Annotated in this window: 21 protein-coding genes; 3 read left to right on the forward strand and 18 right to left on the reverse strand. The window is 70.0% G+C overall.

Annotated features, from left to right (window positions below):
• Positions 1-26: 26 nt before the first annotated feature.
• The 9 genes from K3769_RS31685 to K3769_RS31725 all read right to left on the reverse strand — a co-directional run bounded on the left by K3769_RS31685 (position 27) and on the right by K3769_RS31725 (position 11073).
• A complete protein-coding gene (locus K3769_RS31685) occupies positions 27-1055 on the reverse strand; it encodes an ABC-2 membrane transporter-related protein (RefSeq protein WP_267029678.1) in 1029 nt (342 codons plus the stop codon).
• Complete coding sequence (locus tag K3769_RS31690) at positions 1052-2035, reverse strand: ATP-binding cassette domain-containing protein (RefSeq protein ID WP_267029679.1); 984 nt, start codon at positions 2033-2035, stop codon at positions 1052-1054. Before K3769_RS31690 ends, K3769_RS31685 begins: the two co-directional genes overlap by 4 nt.
• Positions 2032-2448: a GntR family transcriptional regulator gene (locus K3769_RS31695; RefSeq protein ID WP_267029680.1), complete on the reverse strand. Its 417-nt coding sequence runs from the start codon at positions 2446-2448 to the stop codon at positions 2032-2034. Before K3769_RS31695 ends, K3769_RS31690 begins: the two co-directional genes overlap by 4 nt.
• A 181-nt stretch (positions 2449-2629) precedes the next feature.
• Positions 2630-5590 carry a glycoside hydrolase family 2 TIM barrel-domain containing protein gene (locus K3769_RS31700; RefSeq protein WP_267029681.1) on the reverse strand — a complete coding sequence of 987 codons (2961 nt, stop codon included), beginning with the start codon at positions 5588-5590 and terminating at the stop codon, positions 2630-2632.
• A 12-nt stretch (positions 5591-5602) separates the two neighbouring features.
• Complete coding sequence (locus K3769_RS31705) at positions 5603-6457, reverse strand: carbohydrate ABC transporter permease (protein ID WP_267029682.1); 855 nt, start codon at positions 6455-6457, stop codon at positions 5603-5605.
• Positions 6454-7416 (reverse strand): carbohydrate ABC transporter permease, encoded by a 963-nt coding sequence (locus K3769_RS31710; protein ID WP_267029683.1) that lies wholly within the window; start codon positions 7414-7416, stop codon positions 6454-6456. The genes K3769_RS31705 and K3769_RS31710 overlap by 4 nt, the downstream gene beginning before the upstream one ends.
• A gap of 41 nt (positions 7417-7457) precedes the next feature.
• The gene (locus tag K3769_RS31715) at positions 7458-8723 is read right to left on the reverse strand and encodes an ABC transporter substrate-binding protein (RefSeq protein WP_267029684.1); all 1266 of its coding nucleotides are present in this window, start codon (positions 8721-8723) and stop codon (positions 7458-7460) included.
• A 369-nt stretch (positions 8724-9092) separates the two neighbouring features.
• On the reverse strand, positions 9093-10421 hold the full coding sequence (locus K3769_RS31720; RefSeq protein WP_267029685.1) for an ROK family transcriptional regulator: 1329 nt from the start codon (positions 10419-10421) through the stop codon (positions 9093-9095).
• 166 nt (positions 10422-10587) lie between these two features.
• Positions 10588-11073 carry a MarR family winged helix-turn-helix transcriptional regulator gene (locus tag K3769_RS31725; protein ID WP_267029686.1) on the reverse strand — a complete coding sequence of 162 codons (486 nt, stop codon included), beginning with the start codon at positions 11071-11073 and terminating at the stop codon, positions 10588-10590.
• A gap of 130 nt (positions 11074-11203) precedes the next feature.
• Here K3769_RS31725 and K3769_RS31730 point away from each other — a divergent pair, with 130 nt between their 5' ends.
• Entirely contained in the window at positions 11204-12112 is a 909-nt protein-coding gene (locus K3769_RS31730) for an alpha/beta hydrolase (RefSeq protein WP_267029687.1), read from the forward strand.
• A 16-nt stretch (positions 12113-12128) separates the two neighbouring features.
• Here K3769_RS31730 and K3769_RS31735 read toward each other — a convergent pair whose 3' ends face one another.
• From K3769_RS31735 to K3769_RS31760, 6 genes are all read right to left on the reverse strand, one after another.
• A complete protein-coding gene (locus K3769_RS31735; RefSeq protein WP_267029688.1) occupies positions 12129-13829 on the reverse strand; it encodes a sensor histidine kinase in 1701 nt (566 codons plus the stop codon).
• Positions 13826-14575, reverse strand: coding sequence for a response regulator transcription factor (locus K3769_RS31740; protein WP_372515180.1), 750 nt, complete (start codon positions 14573-14575; stop codon positions 13826-13828). Before K3769_RS31740 ends, K3769_RS31735 begins: the two co-directional genes overlap by 4 nt.
• A 114-nt stretch (positions 14576-14689) precedes the next feature.
• The gene (locus K3769_RS31745) at positions 14690-16336 is read right to left on the reverse strand and encodes a CotH kinase family protein (RefSeq protein WP_267029690.1); all 1647 of its coding nucleotides are present in this window, start codon (positions 16334-16336) and stop codon (positions 14690-14692) included.
• Positions 16336-17013, reverse strand: a complete 678-nt coding sequence (locus tag K3769_RS31750) for a DUF4956 domain-containing protein (protein WP_267029691.1) — start codon at positions 17011-17013, stop codon at positions 16336-16338. The genes K3769_RS31745 and K3769_RS31750 overlap by 1 nt, the downstream gene beginning before the upstream one ends.
• Positions 17010-17918, reverse strand: a complete 909-nt coding sequence (locus K3769_RS31755) for a polyphosphate polymerase domain-containing protein (protein WP_267029692.1) — start codon at positions 17916-17918, stop codon at positions 17010-17012. The genes K3769_RS31750 and K3769_RS31755 overlap by 4 nt, the downstream gene beginning before the upstream one ends.
• Positions 17919-18158: 240 nt before the next feature.
• Positions 18159-19403 carry a D-arabinono-1,4-lactone oxidase gene (locus K3769_RS31760; protein WP_267029693.1) on the reverse strand — a complete coding sequence of 415 codons (1245 nt, stop codon included), beginning with the start codon at positions 19401-19403 and terminating at the stop codon, positions 18159-18161.
• Between the two features lie 173 nt (positions 19404-19576).
• On the opposite strand from K3769_RS31760, the gene K3769_RS31765 reads away from it, so the two are divergent.
• Complete coding sequence (locus K3769_RS31765; protein ID WP_267029694.1) at positions 19577-21016, forward strand: radical SAM protein; 1440 nt, start codon at positions 19577-19579, stop codon at positions 21014-21016.
• Positions 21017-21202: 186 nt separating this feature from the next.
• Positions 21203-22723 carry a cellulose-binding domain-containing protein gene (locus K3769_RS31770; protein ID WP_267029695.1) on the forward strand — a complete coding sequence of 507 codons (1521 nt, stop codon included), beginning with the start codon at positions 21203-21205 and terminating at the stop codon, positions 22721-22723.
• A 199-nt stretch (positions 22724-22922) separates the two neighbouring features.
• Here K3769_RS31770 and K3769_RS40975 read toward each other — a convergent pair whose 3' ends face one another.
• From K3769_RS40975 to K3769_RS31785, 3 genes are read right to left on the reverse strand one after another with little or no spacing between them, the layout of a single operon-like run.
• Positions 22923-23066, reverse strand: a complete 144-nt coding sequence (locus K3769_RS40975; RefSeq protein WP_267029696.1) for an alpha amylase C-terminal domain-containing protein — start codon at positions 23064-23066, stop codon at positions 22923-22925.
• Positions 23063-23956 (reverse strand): alpha-amylase family glycosyl hydrolase, encoded by an 894-nt coding sequence (locus tag K3769_RS31780; RefSeq protein WP_267029697.1) that lies wholly within the window; start codon positions 23954-23956, stop codon positions 23063-23065. The genes K3769_RS40975 and K3769_RS31780 overlap by 4 nt, the downstream gene beginning before the upstream one ends.
• A gap of 47 nt (positions 23957-24003) precedes the next feature.
• Positions 24004-25560 carry a hypothetical protein gene (locus tag K3769_RS31785; RefSeq protein WP_267029698.1) on the reverse strand — a complete coding sequence of 519 codons (1557 nt, stop codon included), beginning with the start codon at positions 25558-25560 and terminating at the stop codon, positions 24004-24006.
• Positions 25561-25692: the final 132 nt, after the last annotated feature.

Raw genomic sequence — 25692 nt, forward strand, 5'->3', positions numbered from 1 at the left:
GCCCGGATGTGAAGGGTGTGGTGCGGTCAGACGACGCGCTTGCGTCCCCAGAGGACGACGAAGGCCGTGACACCGGCGGTGAGCGCCAGCAGGAGCGAGGTGCCGAGCCACTGCATGGACGACATCTGGGTGATCGGGATGTACTCGATGTGCCAGCCGACGACCTGTGCCTTGTCCAGGCAGGCGTTCGTGGCTTTCTCCGTCGCTTCCGAGCAACTGCCCCAGCCGATGTGGTCGCCCGACGAGGTGACGTAGGACTGGTCCAGGACGTGGGCGCTGTCGGGCAGCTTCGGGAAGGCGTCGTCCCCGACGCCCTTGCCGGTGTTGACGGTGACGGCGTCGCCGAGAGACATCCGGAAGCGCGACCAGACCACTTGCACGGCGACGGCGAAGCCCAGGGTGACGACCATGGACAGCAGGGTCCGGCGCAGTAGCATGCCGATCGCCACGCCACCGATGAGCGTGAGCAGGGTGAGCCCCACGGGTACGGGTCCGCTGCTGTCGAAGGCGGTGCCGTCGGACCAGTCCATGACGGACGACGACGACTTGACCGGTGACCACCACCAGGTGAACGCCGCGGAGAGTGCCGCGGTGGACGTCCCGACCACGAGCGCGGTCATCCCGAGCTTGGTGGTGAGCCAGCGGACACGGCTGGCGGACTGCGTGGTGACCAACTTGGCGGTACCGCTCTCCAGGTCACCGGCGAGCAGCGGTGCGCCGAGGAAGACACCGATCACTATCGGGGTGAACCCGATCAGTTGCGCGAAGAGGCCGAGCGATACCTTGTCGAACCGCTCCTCCCAGCCGGGCTTCAGCCGGGGCCAGCCGTAGCCCTCCAAGTACGTCACCATCTGGTCGCGTTCGTAGACCATGACGGCGACGGCGACGAGGGTGGTGGCCAGCAGGGTCCAGTAGGCGGCTCGGTGCTGACGCCAGATGAGCCATTTCATGCCGCGGAGTCGAAGGCCGATGCCGCGGCCGGCGCCGGAGCCGGTGCGGGACGGGCCGGCGGGTGCCTGGCCGTGGGGGCTGCCGGTGTCGGTCATCGCACTCATGCCGCCACCGCCTGCGGGCCGACGTAGGAGCTGGGACTGATGAGGGGTGGTGCCTGGGGGGAGCGCAGATACGAGAGCAGGAGTTCCTCCAGGCTCGGGGTGCTCGCCTGCCAGGGACCGCTGACGGGCCCGTCGGGGCGGATCAGCGAGGTGAACTGCCGTCCGCTGACACGGGTTTCGATGACGGTGTGGCGCGCGACCTCCTGGGGCGCCTGTCCGTCGGACTGGACTCCGGTGAGCAGGGCGTGGGCGGTGCGCAGCTCGTCGACCTCACCGGCGAGGCGCAGCCCTCCGTCGGCGATCGCCAGGAGGTAGTCGCAGGTGTTCTCCAGCTCGGCGAGCATATGGGTGGACATCAGCACGGTGGTGCCCCGCTCGGCCACCTGGGCCAGCAGGGTGCTCATCATCTCGTGTCGCACCAGCGGGTCGAGGTCGGACAGCGGCTCGTCGAGGAGCAGCAGGTCGGGGCGCTTGCCGAAGGCGACGGCGAAGGCCACCCGGGTGCGCTGGCCGCCGGAGAGGGTGCCGATCCTCGCGTGGAAGGGCACATTGCCCGCCCGTACGATGTCCTCGGCGGCCCGCTGGTCCCAGTCCGGATTCAGTTCGCGGCCCAGCCGCAGGGTCTCGGCGACGGTGAAGCGCCGGAACAGCGGCTTCTCCTGGGCGAGGAACGCGGTACGCCGGCCGGCCTCCGCGGACTCCGGGGCGGCTCCGAACACCCGTAGCGTGCCGGTCGTCGGCTCCAGCAGATTGGCGGCGACGGCCATCAGTGTGGTCTTGCCGGCGCCGTTGGGTCCCACCAGGCCGCAGATCCGCCCGGCGGGCAGCCGGAAGGAACAGTCCCGCAGCGCCCAGCCGCGCCGGTACCTGCGGCCGACCCCGCGGGCCTCTATCGCGGACTCGGCGGCCGGGCCGTCGTGGCCCGGCCCATGATCCGGCCATTGATCCGGTCCGTAGCCCGCCTCGTTGCTCGTCGTCATTGCTGTTCCCCGTTCCCCGCGGCGGCCTTGTTCGTGGTGGCGTACCGCTCTTCCATCACCGACGTGACCAGCGCGGACACGTCCTCCTGTTCCAGGCCTGCTTCCTGGGCCCGTTCCATCCACGCCTCCAACTCGCCCCGCAGCGGGGAGTTCGCCCCGCTCTGCGGCCGGGCCAGTGACAGGCGGACGAAGGTGCCCATGCCTGGCCGCAGCTCTACCAGGCCCTCGCGGTCCAGCTCGCGATAGGCCTTGAGCGTCGTGTTCGGGTTGACCGCGGAGGTCGCCGCGACCTCCTTGGCCGTCGGCAGCTGGTCCCCGGGCACGAGTACGCCGAGCCGCAGGGCCTGCTTGGTTTGCTGCACGATCTGCTGATAGGCGGCAACCCCACTCCGCCTGTCGATACGGAACTCCAACTTCCGGCACCACCCTTTAGCTAATGAACTAGTGGAGTGATGATGAAGTGTGTCCGTGGAGCTGTCAAACCTCGCTGGTCATCGCTTGTGGCCGCGGCCGTCCGGCCCAGAGCCGGACGGCCGCGGCGCGTGACTGGCGTCAGTCGTCACGTCACAGCCATTGGTCGTCAGTCGTCAGTCGTCAGTCGTCGGTCTTCGAGAACACGAAGGAGAACTCGGCCGGCTGAACTTGTAGTTGGTACTGCGGCAGCGGGCCCGGCCCGCAGGACTGGGAGCCGATGCCCTGCTGGCCGTGGTCGAGGTTGACCCACACCGTGTCGCCCGGGGTCAGGTCCGTCAGGTGGTTCGCCGCGTCCAGTTGCTCGCTCGTCCAGCGGCGGGCCGTGAACCAGAACGCCACCCCGCCCTCGACGCGCAGGGCCGGGAAGTCCGGCCCCCGGCCGATCTCCACCCAGCGGACATCCGCCCGCGCGCCGTTCTCCTGCGGGCGGACGTACGGCGTCTGCAGGCCGTCCACCGTCGACTCCCAACGGGCCAGCATGGAGGCCGACTTGGTGTCCGGGTAGCCCTCACCGGGGCCACCGCCGTGCCACCTCACCCGGTCGGCGGCGGTCAGTCCCAGGCGGACGCCGAGCCGCGGCAGCGGTACCCGCCAGTCGCCCTCCGGCGTCACCGACACGGCCAGCTTCAGCCTCGTACCGTCGGAGGTCCACCGGTAGACCGTGCGCAGAGCCAGGTCGGAGGCGGCCGGCGCCACCCGGGTGCGTACCGTCAGGGCGTCATCGGACAACTCCACCGTGTCCAGGCGGTGTTGCATCCGGTGCAGGCCGAGCTTGCGCCAGAGCGGGCCGAGCCGGGTGTCCGGCTGCCAGGGCGCGCCCTCGTCGTTGTCGGTCGGGGCCCGCCACACGTCCAGTTTCAGATCGCTGACACCGATCCCCCCGACGGTCGTCAACTCACCCGTGCGGGCGGAGAACACGGCCGGTCCGAGCCTGACGCCTCCCCGGCCGTCGGGGGCGGGGCGGCTGCGGGCCGTGACACCGGTCGACTGCCGCCACACCCTCCACAGTTGCACCCACGCCACCACATGCCCCTTCGGACCCCAGGACGTGTCCCCGGCGAGCACCGCCCGGATCGTCCACCTGGTCTCCGTGTCGCGCACGTCCACCGGGGGCTCGGGCAGCTTCACGTCGGCGGAGTCGCCCGGCGCGAGCGCGGGCATGTCCAGGGTGCCCGTCCCCATCACCTCGCCGTCGACCTCGTACGACCACTCGACGGCCAGCGCCGACAGGTCCGCGAAGTCGTACCGGTTGGTGATCCGGACCACGCCCTCGACGCCGTCACCCTCCATGCGGACCGGCTCGACGACCTTCTTGTACTCCAGGAGGCCGGGGGAGGGGGTGCGGTCGGGGAAGACCAGTCCGTCGCAGACGAAGTTCCCGTCGTGCAGCTCCTCGCCGAAGTCACCGCCGTACGCGAACCCGTACCACTCGTCCTTGATGCCGTGGTCGATCCACTCCCAGACGAAGCCGCCCTGGATGCGGTCGTGCGTCTCGAAGAGCCGCTGGTAGTCGGCGAGTCCGCCCGGTCCGTTGCCCATGGCGTGGGCGTACTCGCACTGGATGAAGGGGAGTTCGCGCCGCTTGAGGGGGCCGCCGTCCTGGCCCCTGCCGATCCGGTCGACCTCCTCGTGGTCCGCGTACATCCGTGAGTACATGTCCGTGTCACGGCAGTTCCAGTCGCCCTCGTAGTGGATGAGCCGCGAGCCGTCCCGGCCGCGGATCCACTCGGCCATGGCGGTGAGGCCGCGGCCGGTGCCCGCCTCGTTGCCCAGGGACCAGATGACGATCGAGGGGTGGTTCTTGTCGCGCTCGACCATCCGGGCCGCCCGGTCCAGGAGCGCCGGGGTCCAGCGCTCGTCGTCCACCGGGTTGTCGCGCCAGGCCTGTTCGGTGAACCCGTGGGTCTCCAGGTCGCACTCGTCGATCACCCAGAGCCCGTACTCGTCGCACAGGTCGAGGAACGCCGGATGGGGCGGGTAGTGCGAGGTGCGCACCGCGTTCACGTTGTGCCGCTTCATCAGCAGCACGTCCTCGCGCATGGTCTCCAGGTCGAGGGCGCGGCCGTGCTCGGGGTGCCACTCGTGCCGGTTGACACCCCGGAACAGGATCGGCCGGCCGTTGACCTTGATCCGGCCGTCCTCCAGCGCCACCGTACGGAAACCGATCCGCAGCGGGATCCGCTCACCGGGCGTGACCAGCGTGGCGTCGTACAAGTGCGGTGTCTCCGCCGTCCACGGCCGCACCGGCACGGTGATCGCCTGCCCGGTCTCGACATCGATGTCCAGGCCCGGCACGACGACCCGGCCGTCGACGTCGGAGTCCACGCGCAGGGTCCCGGTGCCCGCGCGATGGTCGTAGGGCGAGTGCACGAAGAAGTCGAGCGCGCTGCCCGCCGGCCGGTGCAGCAGGGTGACGTCCCGGAAGATGCCGGGCAGCCACCACTGGTCCTGGTCCTCCAGGTACGAGCCCGCCGACCACTGGTGGACCCGCACGGCGAGCACGTTCCCGGCGGGCCTCAGCAGGTGTCCGACCGCGAACTCGTGCGGCAGCCTGGACCCCTTGAACTCCCCGATGTCCGTGCCGTTCAGCCACACCCGGGCGCAGGACTCGACCCCGTCGAACCGCAGGACCGCGCCCCCGGCCGCCCCCTTCGTGTCCGAGACATCGGGCCAGTCGTCCGGCAGGTCGAAGTACCGCAGATGGTCACCCGTCGGGTTCTCCGTCGGCACCCGCGGCGGGTCCACCGGGAAGGGGTAGAGGTGGTTGGTGTAGATCGGCGCGCCGAAGTCCCGGTCACCGTCGCCCTGGAGGACCCAGTGCCCGGGCACCGTCACCTCCGCCCAGTCCCCGGAGTCGTACCCCTGCCCGGCGAAGGAGTCGTCCTCGGCGTCGGCCGTCGCGGACAGCCGGAAACGCCACCTGCCGTTCAGCGAGAGGGAGGCGGCGTCGGAGGACGCGTACCACGCCCGGGGCGGCAGCGCGCCGCTCCCGGGCGAGACGTCCTCGACGTACGAGACCTCGCGGGACGGTGAGGGCGGGGACGAGGACGGGGAGGGGGACGAGGTGGTGCGGACTGTCATCGTTCTCCTAGGTCAGCCCTTGATGCCGGTCTGCGCGACGCCCTGCACCAGCCAGCGCTGGAGGAACAGGAACACGAGCACCAGGGGCAGGATGGACACTGCGGTGGCCATGAAGATCAGATGGAAGTTGACGGTCTGATTCGTCATGTACGAGGAGAGCGCGACCTGCACGGTCCACGCCTCCTGGTCCTGGCCGATGACCAGGGGCCACAGGAAGGCGTTCCAGCCGCTGATGAAGGTGATGGTCGCGATCGCGGCGAAGAAGTTCAGCGAGTTGGGCACCACGATGCGCCAGTACGCGCCCCAGTACCCGAGCCCGTCCACGCGCGCCGCCTCCTCCAGCTCTCTGGGGAACCCCAGGAAGTACTGCCGGAAGAGGAAGCAGGTGAAACCACTGAAGAGGCCCGGCACGATGAGACCTTGCATACTCGACACCCAGCCGAGCGACGAGACGAGCACGAAGCTCGGTACGAAGGTGACGGCGGCCGGCACCATGAGGGTCACCAGGACAGCGTAGAAGATCTTGTTCGCGTGCCGGTACGGGATCCGCGCGAGGCCGTAGCCCGCCAGCGAGCAGACCAGCAGGGTGCCGAGGGTGTGCAGGATCCCGACGACGGCCGAGTTGCCCAGGGAGCGGCCGAACGGGACCGTCGCGTCCTCGAACAGCTCGGTGACGTTGGCCCACCGGACGGTGGTGGGGAACCACTGCCAGTTCTCGCCGGTGATCTCGGCGTCCGTGGACAGGGCGTTGCGGACGATCAGGTAGAAGGGGACGAGGAAGAGCAGGGCGCAGACGGCGGTGGCGAAGTAGAGGCCCGCGGAGCCGAGCACGCAGCGCCGGCCGCGGGGCGGGCCGAGGCGTGTCATCGGGACTCGTCCCCCTTTCCGAAGCCCAGGAACCTGCCCTGGAGCAGGGTCACCATGCAGATCAGCAGGGTCAGGACGACCGCGCCCGCGCTGCCGGCGCCGTAGTCCTGGTCGTCGCCCAGGGCCGTGTAGTACAGCTCGACGAGCGGCGGGCGGCCCCAGGTCGTCTTGGCGAGCAGATTGAAGAACTCGTCGAACGCCTGGTACGCGGCCACGAGCAGCAGCAGGATCACGGCCGTCGAGGTGGCCCGCAACTGGGGCAGGGTGATGTGGCGGAAGGTCTGCCAGCCGGGCCGGGCGCCGTCGATCGCGGCGGCCTCGTACAGCACGGGCGGGATGTTCTGCAGGGCCGCCAGGAACAGGATCATGTAGAAGCCGGCCTGGAGCCACAGGCGGACACTCACGATGACCAGCCAGTACCAGGGCGGGTCGGGGTCGGCGAGCCAGGCGATGTTCTCGGCCCCGAACCAGCCGAGGACCGTGTTCATCATGCCGAAGCGGACCCCGCTGAAGATGGACATCTTCCAGATCAGCGAGGCGGCGACGAAGCTGCACGCCGTCGGCAGGAAGAAGACCGACCGGAAGAACGCCTTCATGAAGCGAAGCCGGTGCACCATCAGCGCCAGGCCCAGCGACAGCGCCCAGGTGACCGGGACGATGATCGCGGCGAAGACGGTGAAGGTGACGAGCGAGCCGGTGAAGTCGCCGTTCGTCAGCATCAGTTCGTAGTTGTCGAAGCCGATGAACTTGTCGGGGGTGACCGTGTAGCGCGCCTCGAAGAAGCTGAGCCAGACGCTCCACCCGATGGGGATGTAGACGAAGATCACCAGGCCGATGAGGAACGGGCCCGTGAAGATCCAGAAGTTGAGCGTGCTGCCCCGCACACCCCGTCGCGGGCGGGCCTTCGTGACCTCGGCCGGGGCGGGGCGTGTGGTGTCACGCGTCGTCGTGGTCGACATGGCGCTGCCTGTCTCCTGCCCGTTGTCCGTTGACCACCGGCCTATCCGAACAGCTTCTTGAGTTCGCGGTCGACCTTCACGTCCGCCGCGTCGAGGGCCTTCTCCGGATCCATGCCCTTGCGCACCGAGTTGGCGATCACTTCCTCAAGGGCCGTGATCATCGCCTGGGTCCAGGAGATGTTGTCGAAGCGGCCGTAGTCGGTGAAGAGCTTGACGCCCTCGGCGGGCAGCCCCGACTTGAGCTTGGTGGCGGACGCGGCGAGCGACGTGCGCGGCGGTATGTGGAAGCCGTAGCTGAGCGCCCAGTCCTCCTGGTACTTCTTCTGGTCGATCCAGAGCCACTTCACGTACTCCTTGGCCAGGTCGACGTTCTTCCCCTTGGCGTTGACGAACATCGACCAACCGCCGTTGTACACGGCGGGTTTGGCGCCGGAGGCCGCTGACGGGAAGGGGAAGATGCCGAGGTCGTCGCCGAGGGCCTTCTGCATCGCGGGCATGGCCCACATGCCGCACCACTGGATGGCGGTCAGCCCCTGGACCAGGGCCGAGGGGTCCCAGTAGTCGGCGGGCGCGTCCAGGAGCAGATGCCCGCTGGTGAACATCCTGCGGTACACCCTCAGCGCCGCGGCCACGTCGTCGGTGTGGTACGCGATCTCGTTCTTGTCGTTCAGCTGGTCGGCGCCGGCCGCCCAGACCAGGGCGTAGTTCGTCGCCACCATGTTGTTGCCGAGGAAGAGGCCCTTGACCTTGTCGGTGGTGAGCTTGTCCGCCGCCTCGGCCAGCTCTTCGAGGGTCTGCGGCACCCTCAGGCCGGCCTTGTCCAGCAGTGACTTGCGGTAGAAGAAGAACTGCGGGTCGTCGATCATCCGGACGCCGTAGACCTTGCCGTCGACGGTGTGGGACGTGATGTCCGCCGGATTGAAGTCGTCCTTGACCGGGCCGAGGATGTCGTCCAGCGGCGCCACCTGACCGCTCTTGATCAGCTGGAGCTGGGGGTGGAACTCGAAGACGTCCGGAGCGTTGTCGGTGAGCAGCGCCGAGAACAGCTTGCTCTCGAAGTTGGTGCCGGTGATCCACTGGGTGGTCACCCGGGCCTCGTCGTAGGCCTTGGCGTACCGCTTGATCGCCTCCTGCGTACCGGCCTCGCCGTACGCGTGGAAGTACTGCACGAGGCCCTTGCCCGAACTCCCGCCGCCCTCACGGCCGGTGTTGCCTCCGCAGGCGGCCAGCGGGCCGAGGGCGGCGAGGCCCGCGGTGGCCCGCAGTACGGAACGACGATCCCAGTTTCTGCTGCTCGATGCCGACATGGCGACGTCCTTGTCTCTTGTCCGGCGGTGATCCCCGTACGGCTGCGGCTCGAAATCGCTGCGAGGTGCGGGACGTTAACCTTCGGCTAATACTTCGGCAAGGGGTCGGACGAAGCCTGTTCGAAGCGTTGTGAGGCATCCGGAGTGCCGGACGCAAAGGTGTGCGGGCCATGCATCAATGGCTCCGGGCCCGCTGTCCCCGCCGTCCGGACCGGACCGAATTCGTACCGTCGTCGCAGACGCACACGGCCACCGGATGTACGCGATCAACGGACGCACACGGTCACCGGATGTACGCGATCACCGGATGTACGCGATCACCGGATGTACGCGGTCACCGGATGTACGCGGTCACAGCGAAGGCGCTCTTCATCCGGGCGGTGCGGTGCGGCTCCTCGTGGGGGCGGTGCGGCGTGCGCCGCCGGGCCTGCCGTCCGCGGGCTCCGGAGACTTCACGGGCTTCACGGGCTTCGCCGACTTCGCGGGCTTCGAGGCACTGGAGCCCCTGGAACCCGTCGAGTTGAGGGTTCCTTCGAGTGCGAACGTCGCCGCGCCCAGGCAGACCGGGTCCGTGGGAATGGGGGAGAGGACGATCTCGGTGCCGGCCAGCGGCCGTTTCAGCGCCCGCCGGGCCACGGCGTCGCGCACCTCCAGGAGCAGCGGCTCGCCGAGCGTGGCCGCCACCCAGCTGCTGAGCACGACCACCTCGGGGTTGAGGAGATTCACCAGGTCGGCGATGGCGGCGCCGAGGTAGCGCGCGGTGTCCCGGACCACCTCGACGGCCACCGGGTCCCGGTCGGCGACCGCGCGGGCGAGCGCGTCGATCGTGGCCGTCTGGTCCTCGGGGTGCAGCAGCGGGCTGTCGGGGCTCGACTCCCGCAGGTTCAGCATGATCCCGGGCGCCCCGACATACGTCTCCACGCACCCGTGGTTGCCGCAGTGGCACGGCCGCCCGTCCAGGACGAGAGTGGTGTGGCCCCACTCGCCCGCGCTGTTGCCGACCCCGCGGTGCAGTCCGCCGCCCAGGACGAGCCCGGCGCCGACCCCCGTACCGAGGTTCACCACCACGGCGTCCCCGCGCCCGCGCGCGGCCCCGAACCACAACTCGGCGACCGCGCAGGCGCGCAGCGGATTGTCCAGGTAGAGGGGGTACGCGATGTGCTCGGCGAGCAGGTCGAGCAGCGGCACGTCGTGCCAGTCCCAGTTCGGCGCGTACTCGCAGACGCCGGCCTCGCGGTCCACCTGCCCCGGCACGCTGACGCCCACCCCGAGGACGCGCGCACCCTCGATCCCGGCCTGCGCGACCACCGAGCCGACGGCGGAGGCAACATGCCCGACGACCTGCTCCGGGCGGATCTCGGCGGGACGCATGTCCTCGTCGGCGCGGGCCAGCACGTCCAGCGCGAGGTCGAACAGCTCGACACGGACGTACGTCTCCGCGATGTCGACGCCGATCAGCGCGCCCCCGGACGCGTTGACGGCGACGAGTCCGCGCGGCCGGCCGCCCGCGGAGTCCTCGAAGCCGACCTCGGTGAGCATCCCCAGGTCGAGCAGTTCACCGACGAGCGTGGCGACCGTGGCGATGCTCAGTCCGGTCGCGGCGGCCAGCTCCTGCCGGGACGTGGGGGAGTGGGCGATGATCTGGCGCAGCACCCCGTAACGGTTCGCGGTGCGGATGTCACGTGATGTGCGCTTCACCAGAACGTTCCCCCTCGATCCCTCCACTCGACGACCCTCCGCCCGACGGCCGGAGGCTATGAGCACCGCGCTCTTTCGACAACCCCTTAGGAAAGGCGCTTTACAAAGGCCCTCATGGCCGTACGACCCCGCGACGGGAGTGCTGTCGCCAGGAGCTCGCGGAGGTCTACGTGCCCAGGTCGCGTGCGATCCAGCCCGGTGAATCGAGGCGGATCGCATTCTCCCCGACCAGGACGCGAAGGGTCTCCTCGACCGCAGCGAGCGAGGCGGTGCCCGCCACACCCCTCACCTGCTCCTCCCACTGCGCGCGCATCTCGTCGAAGATCGCCTCGCCCTGCCGCAGCATGGAGAGCCCGTGCTCGGTGACACGGAGCCGCATCAGCCGGCGGTCGGCCGCGTCGGGTTCCCGTACGACGTACTCCCGCTCCTCCAGCGCCGCGATCGTCTTGGCGGCGGCCTGTTTCGTGACCGACATCCTGCGGGCGAGTTCGGAGGCGTTGTCCGCGCCGGACAGGATCGAGTGGAGGGCGAAGTCGTGCACGGGCCGGACGTCCTCGTACCCGCGGGCGGCGAGCTCGACGGTGGCCCGGTCCGCCAGGGTGCGGAAACCGGCGAGCAGGAGCAGCGCCAGGTCGGCGCCTGATCTGGACATGTCGCCAGCATACGGCCACCTTTGACATGGACAACCTGGTTGTCTAACGTGATGGACAACAAGGTTGTCCATTCGTGGTCCCGGCCACGATTCCAGCCACGGTTCCAGCGACGATTCACAGGAGTCCCCCATGACCTCGCCCTCGACCACGACCGTGCCCTCCGGTGCGACACTGCCCGGCCTGACCCACCACCTCGCGGACATCAACGGCACGCGACTGCACTACGTGTCCGCGGGCACCACCGGCTCCCCGGTCCTCCTGGTGCACGGCTGGCCGGAGACCTGGTGGGCGTTCCGCAAACTGATACCGCTGCTCGCGCCCTCCCACCGGGTCATCGCCCTCGACCTCCGCGGCTTCGGGGACTCCGGCAACGCGGCCGACGCCGCATACGGCGAGGCGGTCACCGCGGAGGACCTGCACCGGCTCGTCGAGCACGTCGGCGCGGGTCCCGTGCACCTGGTCTGCCAGGACATCAGCGGCGGCACCGGTTTCCGCTTCGCGGCGACGCACCCCGAGGACGTCCTGAGCTTCACCGGGATCGAGACGACCCTGGCGGGGTACGGACTCGAAGCCCTCGCCGACGTGAACGGCTCCGGTTCCTGGCACGTCGGGTTCCTCGGCGCGCCGGGTGTCCCCGGGATGCTCCTGCCCGGCCATGAGCGGGAGTTCCTGGCCGACTGGGCCTTCCCGCTGATGAACGGGACGGAGGGCGCCGTCACCGAGGACGACATCGACGAATTCGTACGCACCTATGCGCGCCCGCATGCCTGGCGGGGCACGGAGGGTCTCTACCGGTCGGTCTTCGCCGACGCCGGCGCGCTCAGGGCCCTGGCCGAGTCACGTCCGCTGGCCGTCCCGGTGCTCACCGTGGAGGGGGCCGGCCATCCCTTCACCGAGAACACCTTCCGCCAGGTGAGCGCCGGTGAGATCACCGCGGTGCACCTCGAAGGGGTGGGCCACCTCGTCGCGCAGGAGGCCCCCGAGGCGCTCGCGGCGGCACTGCTGGAGTTCACCGGGCGGATCGACGCCCGGGCGTAGGACGGCGGCGGAGTTCTTACCTGTGGTCCTGACGGCGTTCGGGCACGTCGCGTTCGTAGCTTTCGTAGCTTTCGTAGCGCTCGTCGGGCTCGTCGGGCTCACCGGGTTCGTCCGTGTCGTCGTTCGGCGCGGTCGTCGTGTCGGGCAGGAGCAGGCGGAAGGTGCAGCCGACGCCGGGGCGGTTGTCGAGTTCCAGGCGTCCGCCGTGCGCGGCGGCGATGGCCGCCGCGATGGCGAGTCCCAGGCCGCTGCCGGGTTCGGAGCCGGCAGGGGGGCCGGTGTCGGGGCCCGTGCCGCGGTCCGCGCAGACGCCGGTGTCGAGGTCCGCGTCGGGACCCGCCACGGCCGGGCGGCCGAGGGGTGTCGCGCGGTAGAAGCGGTCGAAGACCCGGGCGGCCTCGTCGGGCCTGATCCCGGGACCGTTGTCGGCGACCTCGACGACACACACGGGTGCGCCCGGCCGCAGCGGCCGGCCACTGCCCGGCCGCACCCCGTCGGGCACCCGGCCGGTTCCGACTCTCACATGGACCGGGCTGTCGTCCTCGGTGTGCGTGCAGGCGTTGGACAGCAGGTTTCCCACCACCTGGGCGAGCTGGTGGGGGTCGCCCGGGGTTTCGACGATGTCCAGGCCGCGTCCGGGGTCGGCGGGGTGCGTCGCGAGTGGTTCCAGGGTGATGGGCCGCCGCGGATGGCGTATCGCGGTGGTGGCGATGGCGTCGGCCGCCAGGGACAGGAGGTCGACGGGCTCCCGGTGCGCGGCGGGTGTGTCGCCGAGCGTGGCGAGGAGGAAGAGGTCGTCGACGAGGCGGCTCATCCGGTCGGCGTTGTGGGCGATCAGGGCGTGCGCCTCCCTTCGTCGCCGGCCGGACATGCCGGGTTCGTCGAGCAGCAGCTCGGCGAAACCCTGGATCGCGGTCAGCGGCGTACGCAACTCGTGCCCGGCGTCCGCCATGAAGTGGCGCAACTGCCGTTCGGAGGCCTCCTTGCGGTGCAGGGCCGTACGGAGACGGTCCAGCATGGTGTTGAGGGCCAGGCCGAGCCTGCCCACCTCGGTGTCGGGGTCCGCCACGGGGACGTTGAGTTCCAGGGCGCCCTCGGTGATGTGCTGGGCGGTGCGCTCGACACGGGTGAGCGGGCGCAGCCCCAGCCGGACGGCGCCGTTGCCCAGGGCGACGACGCCGACGGCCACGGCGAGACCGAGCCCGAGGCTGAGCCAGAGCAGTTTGGCGGTGGCGCCGTCCACGGTGTCCAGCGGCAGGGCGACGACGGTACGCATCCGGTCGGGCCCCCTATAGGAGATCACCCGCCAGCCGGACCCGGAGGAGCCGTCCTCGGACCGGACCGTCGTCGGCCGCCCGACGGGCAGGCGCAGCTCGGCCGCCCGCCGCGGCAGCAGCGGGCCCGGGGCGGCGCCACCGCCCAGGGAGTCGTGCAGCAGGCTGCCGTCCTCGTCGTAGAAGTACACGCGGTAGTCCGAGGGCAGCGCGCTGTCCGGGTCCGGCGGCGGCATCGCCCGGTCCGCGGCGATGTCCGAGTACACCCGGTCGGGGGGCCGGAAATGGCCGAGCCGGTCGTCGACCTGGTCGGTGAGCCAGCCGCGCAGGACGGTCAGCCCGGCGAACTGGCACAGCAGGACGGCGCTGGTGGCCAGCAGCCCCGCGATCAGGACGAGCCGGCCGCGCAGCGAGCGCGGGCTCGGGAGGCGCGGGCGCCTCATCGGGTGGCCGGGTTCGTCTCGTCGCGCGGCAGCCGCAGGCAGTAGCCGACCCCGCGCACCGTGTGGATGAGCGGCGGCGCGTCGCGGTCGATCTTGCGGCGCAGATTCTTGACGTAGGTGTCGACGATCCGGGTGTCCCCGGAGAAGTCGTAGCGCCAGACCTGCTGAAGGATCTCCGGCTTCTCCAGCACCCGCTCGGGATGCGCCAGCAGACAGGCCAGCAGCCGGAACTCGGTCGGCGAGAGCTTCAGCGGCCGGTCCGCGCGTCGTACTTCACGGGTGTTCTCGTCCAGGCTGAGATCGGCGTAGCGCAGGGGCGGGTGGGTGCCGGTGGTGGAGGCGGGCGCGGTGCTGCGGCGCAGGATGGCGCGGACGCGCAGCAGCACCTCCTGGACGTGGAAGGGCTTGGTGACGTAGTCGTCGCCGCCGGAGCTCAGACCGATGATGCGGTCCTCGACACCGGTCCGCGCGGTGAGGAACAGCACCGGTGTGTAGACGCCCTGGGCGCGCAGGTCACGGGTGAGCCGGAAGCCGTCGGTGTCGGGCAGCATCACGTCGAGGACGATCAGACCGGGCCGCCGGCTGCCGGCCTGGTACATGGCCTCCTGCCCGCTGGCCGCGCTCGCCACGGCGTACCCCGCCGCACTGAGCGCGGAGGTGAGCAGGGTACGGATGCTGGCGTCGTCCTCCACGACCAGGACGGTGTGTCCGGCGGCGGGCGTGCGCGGGTGGATGGGCGGGTCGATCACGGTCGGCATCTCGGGTGACGGGCAGGCGGAGCCGCGACGGGGCGGGTCCTGGTCGGGCGGCGCGATGCTAGACGGGAAACCTGTGACCGCGCCGCACGCGAACAGGGGTTATCAGCCGGTCACCGCCTTGTCCTTGGCCAGGGCCTCGGTGCGGTCGGTGACCGTGGTCGTGAGCGTGGCCACGGCGGTGTCCAGTTCCTTGGAGCCGGCTCCCGCGGAGCGGGCCTGTTCCGCGATGGCCTTCAGCTCCTTCGCCGCCGCGCCGGAGCCGTAGAACTTCTCGTACAGCTCCCGGTACGCCTTCTTGTAGACGGTGTCGAAGGCGTCGGCGTCCAGGAACTTGGTCTTCAGGACGTGTCCGGACATGCCGCCGCCCCTGCCGCCCGCGCCCCCGCCGCCGTTCCCGCCCGCACCGTCCTCCTGACCGGGCATGCCTTCCGGCATCCCCTCGGGCATCCCTTCCGGCATACCGCTGGGCATGCCTTCCGGTATCCCCTCGGGCATACCGCCGCCACCCATGCCGCCGCCCATGCCGATCGAGTCGTCCGGCCCGGATGCCGCGTCCCCGCTGAAGGTGAGGTTGTAGTCCCAGCCGAGGACGGTGAACTTCTTGCTGTCCAGGTCGTACCGGAGCAGGTAGTTCTTGCCGGGCCCCGCCATGTCGTCGAAGTTCAGCAGCAGGTTCTGCGAGGCGACGTACGCGGCGAAGGAGCCGACGTCGACGTACTTGTCGAGGTCCCGGGCGAACTCCTTGTCCGAGGCGCCGTCGACCCACTTGATCAGCTTCATCAGCGGTTCGAGGTCCTGGCTGCCCTTCTTGTTGAGCTGCCTGAACGAGCTCTCGTACGCGCTCGGGTCGTCGCCGAGATAGTCGAAGCTGCTGCCCGCCCGGGCCTTGTAGAGCACCCCGTTGCCGTCGGCGATGTCGTCGGCGTAGTCGGTGTCGGGTGCCTCGACCATGAGGCGGGTGGCAGCGGGCCGGTTGTTCACCTTCAGCTCGGTGAAGGCGTACCGCTCGGCCTTCTGCCCGCTCCTGTCGGTCAGCGACAGTGACAGCGCCTCGTTCAGCGGGACCTGGCCGTTGCTGCCGGGACGCAGCGAGATCTCCCGCTCGCCCTGGTAGGCCCGCCCCTCGACGTACTCGTCGATCTTGACGAGCAGGGGCAGCTCCTCGGGCTTCTCCGCGGAAAGGTCGAACTGCGTCACGCCGCCACGGCCACCGCCACCACCACCGGCGCCACCACCACCTTCACCACCGGCGCCGCCGGTTTTCCCGGCGGCGCCGGCCGGAGCGCCCTGCGCGGCATCGGGCAGGTCCCGGCCGCCACCGGGCCCGCCCCTGTTTCCGCTGTCACCGCGCAGGGACGAGAGGGTGGAGTTGCCTTTCAGGCGGATCCCCACATCGTTGAGGTAGACGCCGTCGATCACGAGGTCGGCCTCGATGTACTCCTTGGTGCCGTCCTCCTCGAACTCCTTCATCATTTTCGTGAACTCGGTCTGCCGGTAGGTGAGTTGCACCGAGTGCGAAACCGTCGTGTCGTACAGGTCCACCGTCCCCCGTACGTCGTCGGTGATGGCGTCGGCCTCGACCCGCGAGGACGACGTGACGTACGGGGAGATCCGTGCGTCGCCGAGGACATAGACCATGGTGGCGAGCCCGACGCCCAGCGCGGCGGCCGGCTTCCAGTGATGGCGCAGCCGTACGGGCAGCCGGTCCCTCAACCGCCGCGCGCGCCGCGCGCCGGTCCCGCCGCTCATCACAGGTCCGTGGTGTCGTAGCCGGTCAGCACCGTGACGCGCTGGCCGGACGTGCGTTCCTGGAGGGCGGCGACCAGGTCACCGGGCTCGGCGCCCTTCTTCAGGCGCACGGTGTAGAAGATCTCGCTCAGCGCGCCACCGCGGATCGTCTCCGTGCTCACCAGCTCGAACTCGCTGGTGTACTTGATCAGGACGTCACGGATCTGCGGGGTGTAGTCCTCACCGGCCGGGACCTGGACCTTGACGACCTGCCGCTGCACGTTCAGGGCGAACCAGTTGAACTTGAACATCACCAGGATGACGGTGCAGATCACGACGGCGCCGACCGCGGCCAGGGTGTAGAAGCGGGCTCCGCAGGCCATGCCGATGGCCATGGCGAGGAAGATGAAGCCGACGTCCCTGGTCTCCTTGACCGCGTTGCGGAAGCGGACCACGGACAGGGCGCCCACCAGGGAGAACGCGCGGGCCAGGTTCGATCCGACGACCAGCATGATCAGGGCGACGATCATGCCCACGATGACCAGGGTCTGTACGTACGACTGGCTGTAGGAGACGTTGCGGTGCGTGTACCGGTACACGTAACCGATCAACGTGGACAGGATGAACGAGAGCGCCATCGCCGCCACGACGTCGGCCACGCTGAACGTACCGCTGAGTTCCTGCAGTTCGAAATTCACTGTGCTCCTGCCTTCGACGACGCGAGGTGCTGCGCCGGCCGCTGCTCCAGCGGCTGTTCTTCGGTGGGGGTGGGGGGCGGACAGTCCGCCTCGTCGACGTGGAAGACCGACCGCGGGGCCAGGCCGAACGCCTCGACGGACTGCACGTACTTCGAGATACGTACGAGGTTGAGGTTGCGCCGGGCGGCCAGGTCGGTGATCCAGTGGGGGGTGCGTTCGTTGACCTTGATCTCCATGACCGACATGTGCGGCGGGATCGTGAACCGGTTCTCCGGGGTCCTGATGCCGAAGTGGAAGTCCCGGTCCCGGCCGCGGATCCGGCGGTCGAAGGTGACCCGCAGCCCGGTGTCGGCGTCCCGCCCGACCAGGGCCTCCCGCTGGTAGCCGGTGATCGCGGTGGGCCGCAGGTTCAGCCGTACGATCAGGTCGAGGACCTCCTGGATGAAGGCGCTCTCCCTGGGGGAGTGGTCCACCATCTCCCGGCCGTCGCACAGCCGCCGTGCCACGCCGTAGGGAAGGGTGATGCGGCGCTTCTGCGTGACCCGGTTGACGCGCTGCTTGATCTCCACGCAGACCGGTGCCTCGTCGGTGACCCCGTCGAGATCGCCGTAGTGCCGGATCCGCAGCTTGCGGCGGAACTTCAGCCCCTCGATCTTCTCCCAGTAGAAGCGGAGCTGAGGGGTGTCGTAGTAGAGGCTCCACACGCCGTACCCGCCGACCGGACTGTGCAGATCACGGTCCATCCGCTCGGCCAGTTCGTCGCGGATCTCCGCGGCTTGGTCGACCGGGACCAGGTACTTCAGCTCGAACCGGTTGAACGCGTGCAGCCGACTGGCCACGTGCAACGGGTCGTCGCTCTCCTGGTCACTCTCCTGCGCCGTGGCTGCCTTCGACAGGAACACCATGCGCCTCCTCGCTCGTACGTTGCGGACCGACCGGCGAGGCACACGCAACCAACGGCGAATGAGGAGCCCATGAGAATCACGGGTTGATTCCAGGAGTCTTCACGGGAAGACGCAGGTGAACGGGAGGCAAACGAAACACTTCGAAACGCAACACTTCGGAACGGGACACTTCGCCGCCGGAGCGGCACCACGCCACTCGCGGTCAGGCCACTCGCGGTCAGGTCGCTCACGGCCCGGGGCTCAGGCGCCGAGCACCGCGCCCACGAAGTCGTTCCGGAACGTCCCCGTCGGGTCCAGGTCGTCCACCAGGGCCTTGAAGTCACCCATCCGCGGATAGCGCCCGCGCAGGTCGGAGGCGTCCGCCGCGAACACCTTTCCCCAGTGCGGGCGCGCGTCGAAGGGCGCGAGTGCCTCCTCCAGCCGCCGCACCACGGGCAGCACCGCCGCCGTGTCCTCGACCCAGGTGAAGTGGAACGCCACGGTGTCCCGCCCGTACGCCGGACTCAGCCACTGGCTGTCGGCGGCGACCGTGCGCACTTCGCAGATCTGCAGCACCGGCGCGACCGTCCCGCGGATCGCGTCGACGGCGTGCAGGGCCTCGACGGCGTACGAACGCGGCAGCAGGTACTCGGACTGGAGCTCGGCCCCGCTGCTCGGGGTGAACTCGGGCCTGAAGTGCGGCAGCCGTTCGTGCCAGGGGCCCGGTACGCCGAACTGCTGCGTGCAGTTCACGGCGGGCATCCCCGGCACCGGATGCATCGCCTCGGCGGCGGGCTCGGCCCACGGGAAGCCGTCCCACGGCACGTCGGTACGCCGCTTCACCCATGTCTGCACGAACCCGGACCGCCGCCAGTCGGTGAACAGACTCACGCTGTACGCCGACGCCGACACCGTCTCGAAGTCCAGCCCGGCGAGTGGCAGGGGGCCGAACACATGCTGGGCGACCTCGAAGTCCGGCTCCAGGTCGAGGGTGAGCGCGGTGACGACGCCGAGGGCGCCCAGCGAGGTCACGGCGCCGTCGAAACGGGCGTCGTCGCGGCCGACGGCCAGGACCGACCCGTCGGCGAGGACCAGCTCGACCTCCCGGACGGGGGAGGCCAGCGAGCCGTTCGTGTTGCCCGAGCCATGGGTGCCGGTGGCCACCGAGCCCGCCACGGAGATGTGCGGGAGCGAGGCCATGTTGGGCAGGGCGAGGCCGTGTGCGTGGACCGTCCGCGCCAGTTCCGCGTACCGGACGCCGCCGGCCACCCGGACCGTACGGGTCGCCGTGTCCACCTCGACCGACGGGGGCAGCGCGGTCAGCGAGAGCAGGACGCCCTCGCCGCCCGGGTCGGCGATCAGGTTGAAGGAGTGCCCACTGCCGAGTACCCGTGCGCGGCTGCTGCCCGCGACCAGGGACCGGAGCGCGTCGAGCGAGCGCGGACGCTGCAGCTCCTTGGCGGAGTACGTGATGTTCCCCGCCCAGTTCCTCAGAGCCTCAGTCATCCCTCATCCCTCCCGAATCCCTCCCGAAAGTCCTCCCTGGAACTTACCTCGCGGCCCGCGGCCCACCACCGCCGGGAAGGGGGCCCCGGCACCGGCGGGCCGGGAGGCGGGGCATACCGTGAGGAGTCGAACACGGTCGTCGAAAGCACGCCGCCGGGAGCGAGGAGGACGGGATGGGCAGCCGAACCGCGCTGGTCGAGGATCTGATGGAAAGGTTCCCGCACGTACCGCGCGAGGCGGTCTTCAAGGAAGACCTGCTCCGCGGGGGTGTGGCCTTCGACGACTCCGCGCTCAGCGACAACGAGGGCGGGGACGTCAAACCGAAGTCCTACTTCATCTTCTCCTTCGACCACGGCACCCTCCCCGAGCTGGGCGAGGCCGCCCTGCGCCGGCCGCCCGAGGAGATCATCCTCACCGGCGGCCCGTACGACCTGCGGCGGACCGTCGTCTCGGTCCGGGTGAACCCGTCCTCGCCCTACCGGGTCGCCGCCGGCCCCGACGGCCTGCTCGGGCTGTACCTGGACGGGAAGCGGATCTCGGACGTCGGGGTGCCGCCGATGCCGGAGTACTACCGGCACAAGCTCTCCAACGGGAAGTCCGTGATGGAGGTGGCCCCGACCATCCAGTGGGGCTACCTGATCTACCTCACGGTCTTCCGCGTCTGCCAGTACTTCGGCGCCAAGGAGGAGTGCCAGTACTGCGACATCAACCACAACTGGCGCCAGCAGAAGGCGGCGGGCCGCCCGTACACCGGGGTGAAGGACGTCGACGAGGTCCTTGAGGCGCTGGAGATCATCGACCGGTACGACACGGCGAAGACGTCCACCGCGTACACGCTGACCGGCGGCGCGATCACCTCCAAGCTGCAGGGCCGCGACGAGGCCGACTTCTACGGCATGTACGCCAAGGCCATCGAGGAGCACTTCCCCGGCCGGTGGATCGGCAAGGTCGTCGCCCAGGCGCTGCCCCGCGACGACGTGCAGCGGTTCAAGGACTACGGCGTGCAGATCTACCACCCCAACTACGAGGTGTGGGACGAGTACCTGTTCAAGATGTACTGCCCGGGCAAGGAGCGCTACGTCGGCCGCGACGAGTGGCACAAGCGCATCCTCGACTCCGCGGAGGTCTTCGGCGCGCGCAACGTGATCCCCAACTTCGTCGCGGGCGTGGAGATGGCCGAGCCCTTCGGCTTCAAGACGGTCGACGAGGCCATCGCGTCCACCACCGAGGGCCTGCGGTTCTTCATGTCGCAGGGCATCACGCCCCGCTTCACCACCTGGTGCCCCGAGCCGACGACCCCGCTCGGCAAGGCCAATCCGAACGGCGCGCCGCTGGAGTACCACATCCGGCTGCTTGAGGCCTACCGGTCGACGATGGACGACTTCGGGCTCGCCTCGCCGCCCGGCTACGGTCCGCCCGGACCGGGCAACGCGGTGTTCTCGGTCAGCTCCTTCATGGACAGCCTCCCGGCGAACGCGCCCGTGGGGGAGGAGAGGGAAGCGGGAACGGGAACGCGTCCGGGCCCGGGTTCGGCTGCTGGTGCTGGTGCTGGTGCTGGTGCTGGTGCTGGTACTGGTACTGGTACTGGTACGGACGAGGTTCCCGTGGCCTGAGGGGCGGGGTGGGGCGCGGGTGGGGCGCGCGAGGGGCGGTAACCGGATGTGGGGGTGCCGCTTGTCAGTTGTGCGGGAAGCGTGAAAAGCTCGGCCCTTCGCGAGACGTCCCCGTCAACTCCCGTATTAAACGGGTGAGTTGCCCCCACTTGAACCCCCATCTGGATGCAGGTGAAACCCCCACCCATGCCAGACCTGCCGACCCCACAGGACGCCGCCGAGGCAACGTTGTTCTCGGAGTGCTGGGACGCGGTTCTTTCCTACGCCGACCTCTGCACCGGCGGCTCCGCCGACGCACGCCCCCTGGCCTCCGAGGCCTTCTCCCTCGGCATACGCGAAGCGCGTGCCGAGGAGGCCGGGACAGGCGGCAAGAGCTTCGGACGCCGGGCCCGTACGCCCCGGCTGCCCCGCATACCCCTTCTCCTGACCGCCGTACGACAGACGGCCCTCGCCTGGGAGGCCCAGGGCCACGGCGACCGACTCGTACCCGAACTGCGGCTGTGGCTCAACTCCGAGCAGGCCGAACGCTTCACCGGCCCGCCCCTGCACCGGCCGCTGGCCCTGCGCGGACTGCGGGACATGCAGGAGCCGGACGCCGCGCTCCTGTGGCTGACCGAGGTCGAGGCCATGCCCACGGCCGCGGTGGCCCGCCGGCTCGGCCTCGATCCGACGGGCGTCGTCGAGGAACTGCAGCAGGTGCGCGGGGTGTTCCGTGACCGCTGCCACCGCAACCACCTCGACACCCCGCTCTCCGAGGAGTGCCGCACCTACGCCCGACTGCTCGACGCGGTCACCCGCTCGCCCGCCGCCGACATGCCGGACGACCTGTCACGGCACCTGGCCCGCTGCGTCGAGTGCGCGGAGGCCGCCGCCTGCCTGAAGCACAGCGGCGGCGGACTGCCCTCAGCACTCGCGGGCGGAGTGATCGGCTGGGGCGGGCTCGCCTACCTCGAACGGCGGCGCAGAGCCGTCGAGTCGGGGCTCAGCCGCAACGCCGCCGACGAGGCGGACGAACCCGCCGGCTGGACGAAGGAGAGCGGCGGCCGGGCCCGCGTCGGACGCGCCGGGCTGCTGGCCGTGGCCGCCGGGGTCTCGCTCCTCGCCCTCGTCGTGACCCTGGTGCCGTTCGGCCCGGGGGACGACGGCACGGAGACCGCCGCGGAGTCGGCGGGCCGGCAGCCCGTGGGGGAGCAGGTCCCCTCGTTCGGCGGCCTCCCGTCCGGGTCCGGCCCCGGCGTGGTGGGCGAGTCGACGTCGTCCACCTCGCACCCGGAGACGCCGAAGTCCGGCACGAGCACCGGCGTGGGCCCCGAGTCGGAGAAGGAGGCCCAGGGCGACTCCTCGTCCTCTGCCGAACAGGACGGCGCCGAGCCCAACCCCAGCGAGCCCGCCGTCTGCCACGCCAGGTACGACCTGGTCAGCGAATGGCCGGACGGCTTCCAGGCCACCGTCACCGTCAAGTCCGACTACGCCCTGGACACCTGGCGCGTCGGCTGGACCTTCCGCGACGGCCAGAAGATGACGCAGATGTGGGACGGCAACTTCGACCAGAAGGGCTCCCGGGTGACGGCGAGCGCCGCCGACTACAACAAGACCGTGGCGGCGGGCGGCGCACTCGCCGTGGGCTTCCTGGCATCCCGCCGCGGCGAAAACTCGACGCCGGTCGACTTCACGCTGAACGGGCGCAGCTGTACGCATTCCAGCTGAGGACAGCAGTCCGGGACCGTCCACGAGTGCCGGAGTGAGGGGGCCATCGGCCCCTCCGCTTCTCACGCGTCCTGGGACAGGACGACCGTGCTGTACGGCCCGAGCCCGACGGACCCGGGCCAGGCATGCCGTCCCGCCCCGGCCCGTCCGCCGACAGGTCGAAGGCGGGATGGTCGCCGAAGGCCGGGTCGTAGCCGGACTAGTCGCTGTTGAAGCGGACCCGCCACGTGCCCCGGCGAGGGAGACCCACGGTGTAGTCCTGGTAGGAGCGGTTGCCGAAGTTGGCGAGAACGATCGTGCTGTCACGGGGGGTGCCGTGGGCGTAGCGGTGGAAGGCGATCACTTTGTCCGTGTCGTTGACGTGGTGGACGGTGACGCCCTGGCCGCGCAGTCCGGCCGTACGGCCGGCCCGGTTGCGGCGGAGCGCGATGAGGCCGCGGTGCAGCCGGACGATGCCCGTGTGATGGTCGCGGCGGGACCAGTCGAGGGGGATCCCGTCGTCCTCGGACATGTCCTCGGCGATGCCGAGCCGTCGAAGCGCCACAGACCGAGGCCGGCCGTCACGAGGTGGTTGCAGTCGACGTCGAACAGGACGGCGATGCCCAGCTCGTGGGCCGCCCTCACCAGGGCCTTGAGCTCCCGCGGACCGCCGAGATCCGTCTCGACCGCGAGCGGGGCGGACGGGTTGTAGCCCCAGGAGAAGCCGCCGGGGAACTCCGCCGCGGGCATGAGCTCGATCGCGTTGACCTCCAGCTCCGCCAGATGCGGAAGGCGCTCGACGGCATCCGCGAACGTGCCGGGCCCGCCGCTCGGCAGGTCGTTGAAGGTGCCGATGTGCATCTCGTAGACGACGAGTTCGTCCCGGCCCGGGGTGCGGTACGGGCGGTACGGGGTGTTGCCCCACTCGAAGTCCGGTGCGGTGACGAGGGAGTTGTCGTTCAGCACGGTCATCGCGGAAGCGTAGGGATCGGTGCGCCACAGCCGGTCGCCGTCCGCTGCCGTGATCACGTACTTGTACTCGTCACCCGGCTTCACCCCGGGTACGTCCGCCGACCAGTAGCCACCGCCCTCGTGCCGCAGCGGAGCCCCGGGGAGCGCCCAGCCGCTGAACGAGCCGGTGACGCAGACGGTACGGGCATGGGGTGCCCAGACCCGGAAGGCCGTGCCGTCCCCGTACGGCACGGATCCCATTCCGGGGAGGCGGGAAGGAGCGGGCGCATGCGAATCGTTCATCACTGTCCACATTCGGTGAGCCGATGACCTGTCGGTGAGCCGAGGACCTACAGGAAGCTGGAGAAGACGCGCTGGAACAGGTCCGTGGCTTCGTCGGCCCATCCGATGACGCGCAGGGTCGATCCCAGGTTTCCCGGCGGCCGGTCGACAAGGGTGTCGTTGCGGATGAGGCGGTCGAAGTCGATGCGTATCTCGCCCTCGCGGGGTGTGTGTCCGTCGGGCCGGAAGAACGGGACGCCCGCCAGCCGCATCACATTGATGAGTTCCTGGGCGAGGATGCCGTACCCGACCGTCGTCGGGTGGACGCCGTCGAGCGAGAACAGGCCGCCGTCGGTGCGCCGTCCCCTCTCGCCGGTGAGGAAGTGGGAGTTGGGTGGCGGCGCCAGCGTCCGCAGCGCCGGCGGCAGCTCGTACGGCTGCCACCAGGCCGGCCGCGCCGACACGTCCTCCGCGTACCGGCGGGACGCGAGCCGGTCCAGCAGGCCGCAGGTCTCCAGCAGATACCAGTCCTTGCCCGCCAGCCGGGCGTCGCGGACCTGCGTGGTGATCGCGTCGTTGTACTCGTCGACGGCGTTGTCGACCTGCCGTGCCTGGGCGCCGGTGATGTGCGGGTCCTGCTCACGGTCGAAGTCGTCGTCGCTGATCCACGGGCGGGTGTAGTACGGGAAGTACCGCGAACCCGGCGCGGTCTTGCCTTTCACGCCGCGTGCGATCGGCGCGATGGTGACGTGCGGGACCGTGCACCAGATGACGTGCCGCGCCTTGATGCGGGAGACCTCGGCGGCCACCTGGCGCAGTTCGGCCTCGAAGTGCTCCGGCTTCCAGACGGTGAAGGGCTTTTTGCGGGACAGGTCGTCGTAACCTTCCTCGCTCCAGACCACCTCGAGCTTGGTCACGGCCTGCAGGGCGTTGTTCGAGCCGAGGAAGACGACCAGCGTCTCGATCCCGTGCGCGGAGCCGGTGCCGTCGGTCTCCTCGCCGAGCCGGGCCGCGGCGTCCAGTTGGGTCAGGGACCCCGCCTCCGGGGGCTGTGTGGGCAGCACCCGGAGGGCGGCGCGCTCGCCGGCGTTCTGGACGAGCTGCTTGACCGGGTCGTCCTCCGGCTCGCCGATCCGTTGACGGCACTCGTCCGCCGACTTCGAGAGCGCGTCCCGCAGGTCCCACCCGAACACCGCGAGGTTGTGCATGACGGCCGTGGTCGAGGGCACCGCCAGGCCCGGCCCCCGTTCCCAGTAGTCCTCCACCCGGTCCATGAGACTCCGGGCCCGGAACAGCGCGAACGGGATCTCCCACAGGTCCACGGTCTGTCCGTAGTGCGCTTCCAGGTCACGCAGCAGCAGCTCGATGTTGAAGGGCAACCCGCCGACGCCCTCGTAGAGGGGGTACCGGAACTGTTCGAGGCACCCCAGCTCGTAGGCGACGATCGCCGGATACGACAGACCGGTGTTGAAGATCGCCAGGCTCTGGAAGCCCTGCGTGAGGGAATCCCCGATCGCGACCAGCCGGTGCCTCGGCTCTCCCTGCCGGTCGGCGTTCACCCCGACCCCCACCGTGGGGTCGGTCACGGGCACCCGCGGCTCGTGACGGCGTACGGAGTCGGTCATGATCCCCCCTGGCCCGTCGCGGCGCACCCGGTGTGCCCTCGCGGGGGCTTGTTCCTGCGTAGCGCAGCCGGGTCCGGGGCGGCACATCCCGGACGAGAGATACGCATAACCCGGTGCCCGCAAGTGAGGAAA

It is taken from the genome of Streptomyces ortus (assembly GCF_026341275.1).
Taxonomy (GTDB): Bacteria; Actinomycetota; Actinomycetes; order Streptomycetales; family Streptomycetaceae; genus Streptomyces; species Streptomyces ortus.

What these genes read in the sequence shown, in the direction of transcription:
- K3769_RS31785 (WP_267029698.1), bottom strand. Translation starts at nt 25,560, where the DNA reads ATGACCGACTCCGTACGCCGTCACGAGCCGCGGGTGCCCGTGACCGAC.
- K3769_RS31765 (WP_267029694.1), top strand. Translation starts at nt 19,577, where the DNA reads ATGGGCAGCCGAACCGCGCTGGTCGAGGATCTGATGGAAAGGTTCCCG.
- K3769_RS31700 (WP_267029681.1), bottom strand. Translation starts at nt 5,590, where the DNA reads ATGACAGTCCGCACCACCTCGTCCCCCTCCCCGTCCTCGTCCCCGCCC.
- K3769_RS31780 (WP_267029697.1), bottom strand. Translation starts at nt 23,956, where the DNA reads ATGAACGATTCGCATGCGCCCGCTCCTTCCCGCCTCCCCGGAATGGGA.
- K3769_RS31710 (WP_267029683.1), bottom strand. Translation starts at nt 7,416, where the DNA reads ATGTCGACCACGACGACGCGTGACACCACACGCCCCGCCCCGGCCGAG.
- K3769_RS31730 (WP_267029687.1), top strand. Translation starts at nt 11,204, where the DNA reads ATGACCTCGCCCTCGACCACGACCGTGCCCTCCGGTGCGACACTGCCC.
- K3769_RS31755 (WP_267029692.1), bottom strand. Translation starts at nt 17,918, where the DNA reads ATGGTGTTCCTGTCGAAGGCAGCCACGGCGCAGGAGAGTGACCAGGAG.
- K3769_RS31745 (WP_267029690.1), bottom strand. Translation starts at nt 16,336, where the DNA reads ATGAGCGGCGGGACCGGCGCGCGGCGCGCGCGGCGGTTGAGGGACCGG.
- K3769_RS31690 (WP_267029679.1), bottom strand. Translation starts at nt 2,035, where the DNA reads ATGACGACGAGCAACGAGGCGGGCTACGGACCGGATCAATGGCCGGAT.
- K3769_RS31735 (WP_267029688.1), bottom strand. Translation starts at nt 13,829, where the DNA reads ATGAGGCGCCCGCGCCTCCCGAGCCCGCGCTCGCTGCGCGGCCGGCTC.
- K3769_RS31685 (WP_267029678.1), bottom strand. Translation starts at nt 1,055, where the DNA reads ATGAGTGCGATGACCGACACCGGCAGCCCCCACGGCCAGGCACCCGCC.
- K3769_RS31715 (WP_267029684.1), bottom strand. Translation starts at nt 8,723, where the DNA reads ATGTCGGCATCGAGCAGCAGAAACTGGGATCGTCGTTCCGTACTGCGG.
- K3769_RS31705 (WP_267029682.1), bottom strand. Translation starts at nt 6,457, where the DNA reads ATGACACGCCTCGGCCCGCCCCGCGGCCGGCGCTGCGTGCTCGGCTCC.
- K3769_RS31725 (WP_267029686.1), bottom strand. Translation starts at nt 11,073, where the DNA reads ATGTCCAGATCAGGCGCCGACCTGGCGCTGCTCCTGCTCGCCGGTTTC.
- K3769_RS31760 (WP_267029693.1), bottom strand. Translation starts at nt 19,403, where the DNA reads ATGACTGAGGCTCTGAGGAACTGGGCGGGGAACATCACGTACTCCGCC.
- K3769_RS31770 (WP_267029695.1), top strand. Translation starts at nt 21,203, where the DNA reads ATGCCAGACCTGCCGACCCCACAGGACGCCGCCGAGGCAACGTTGTTC.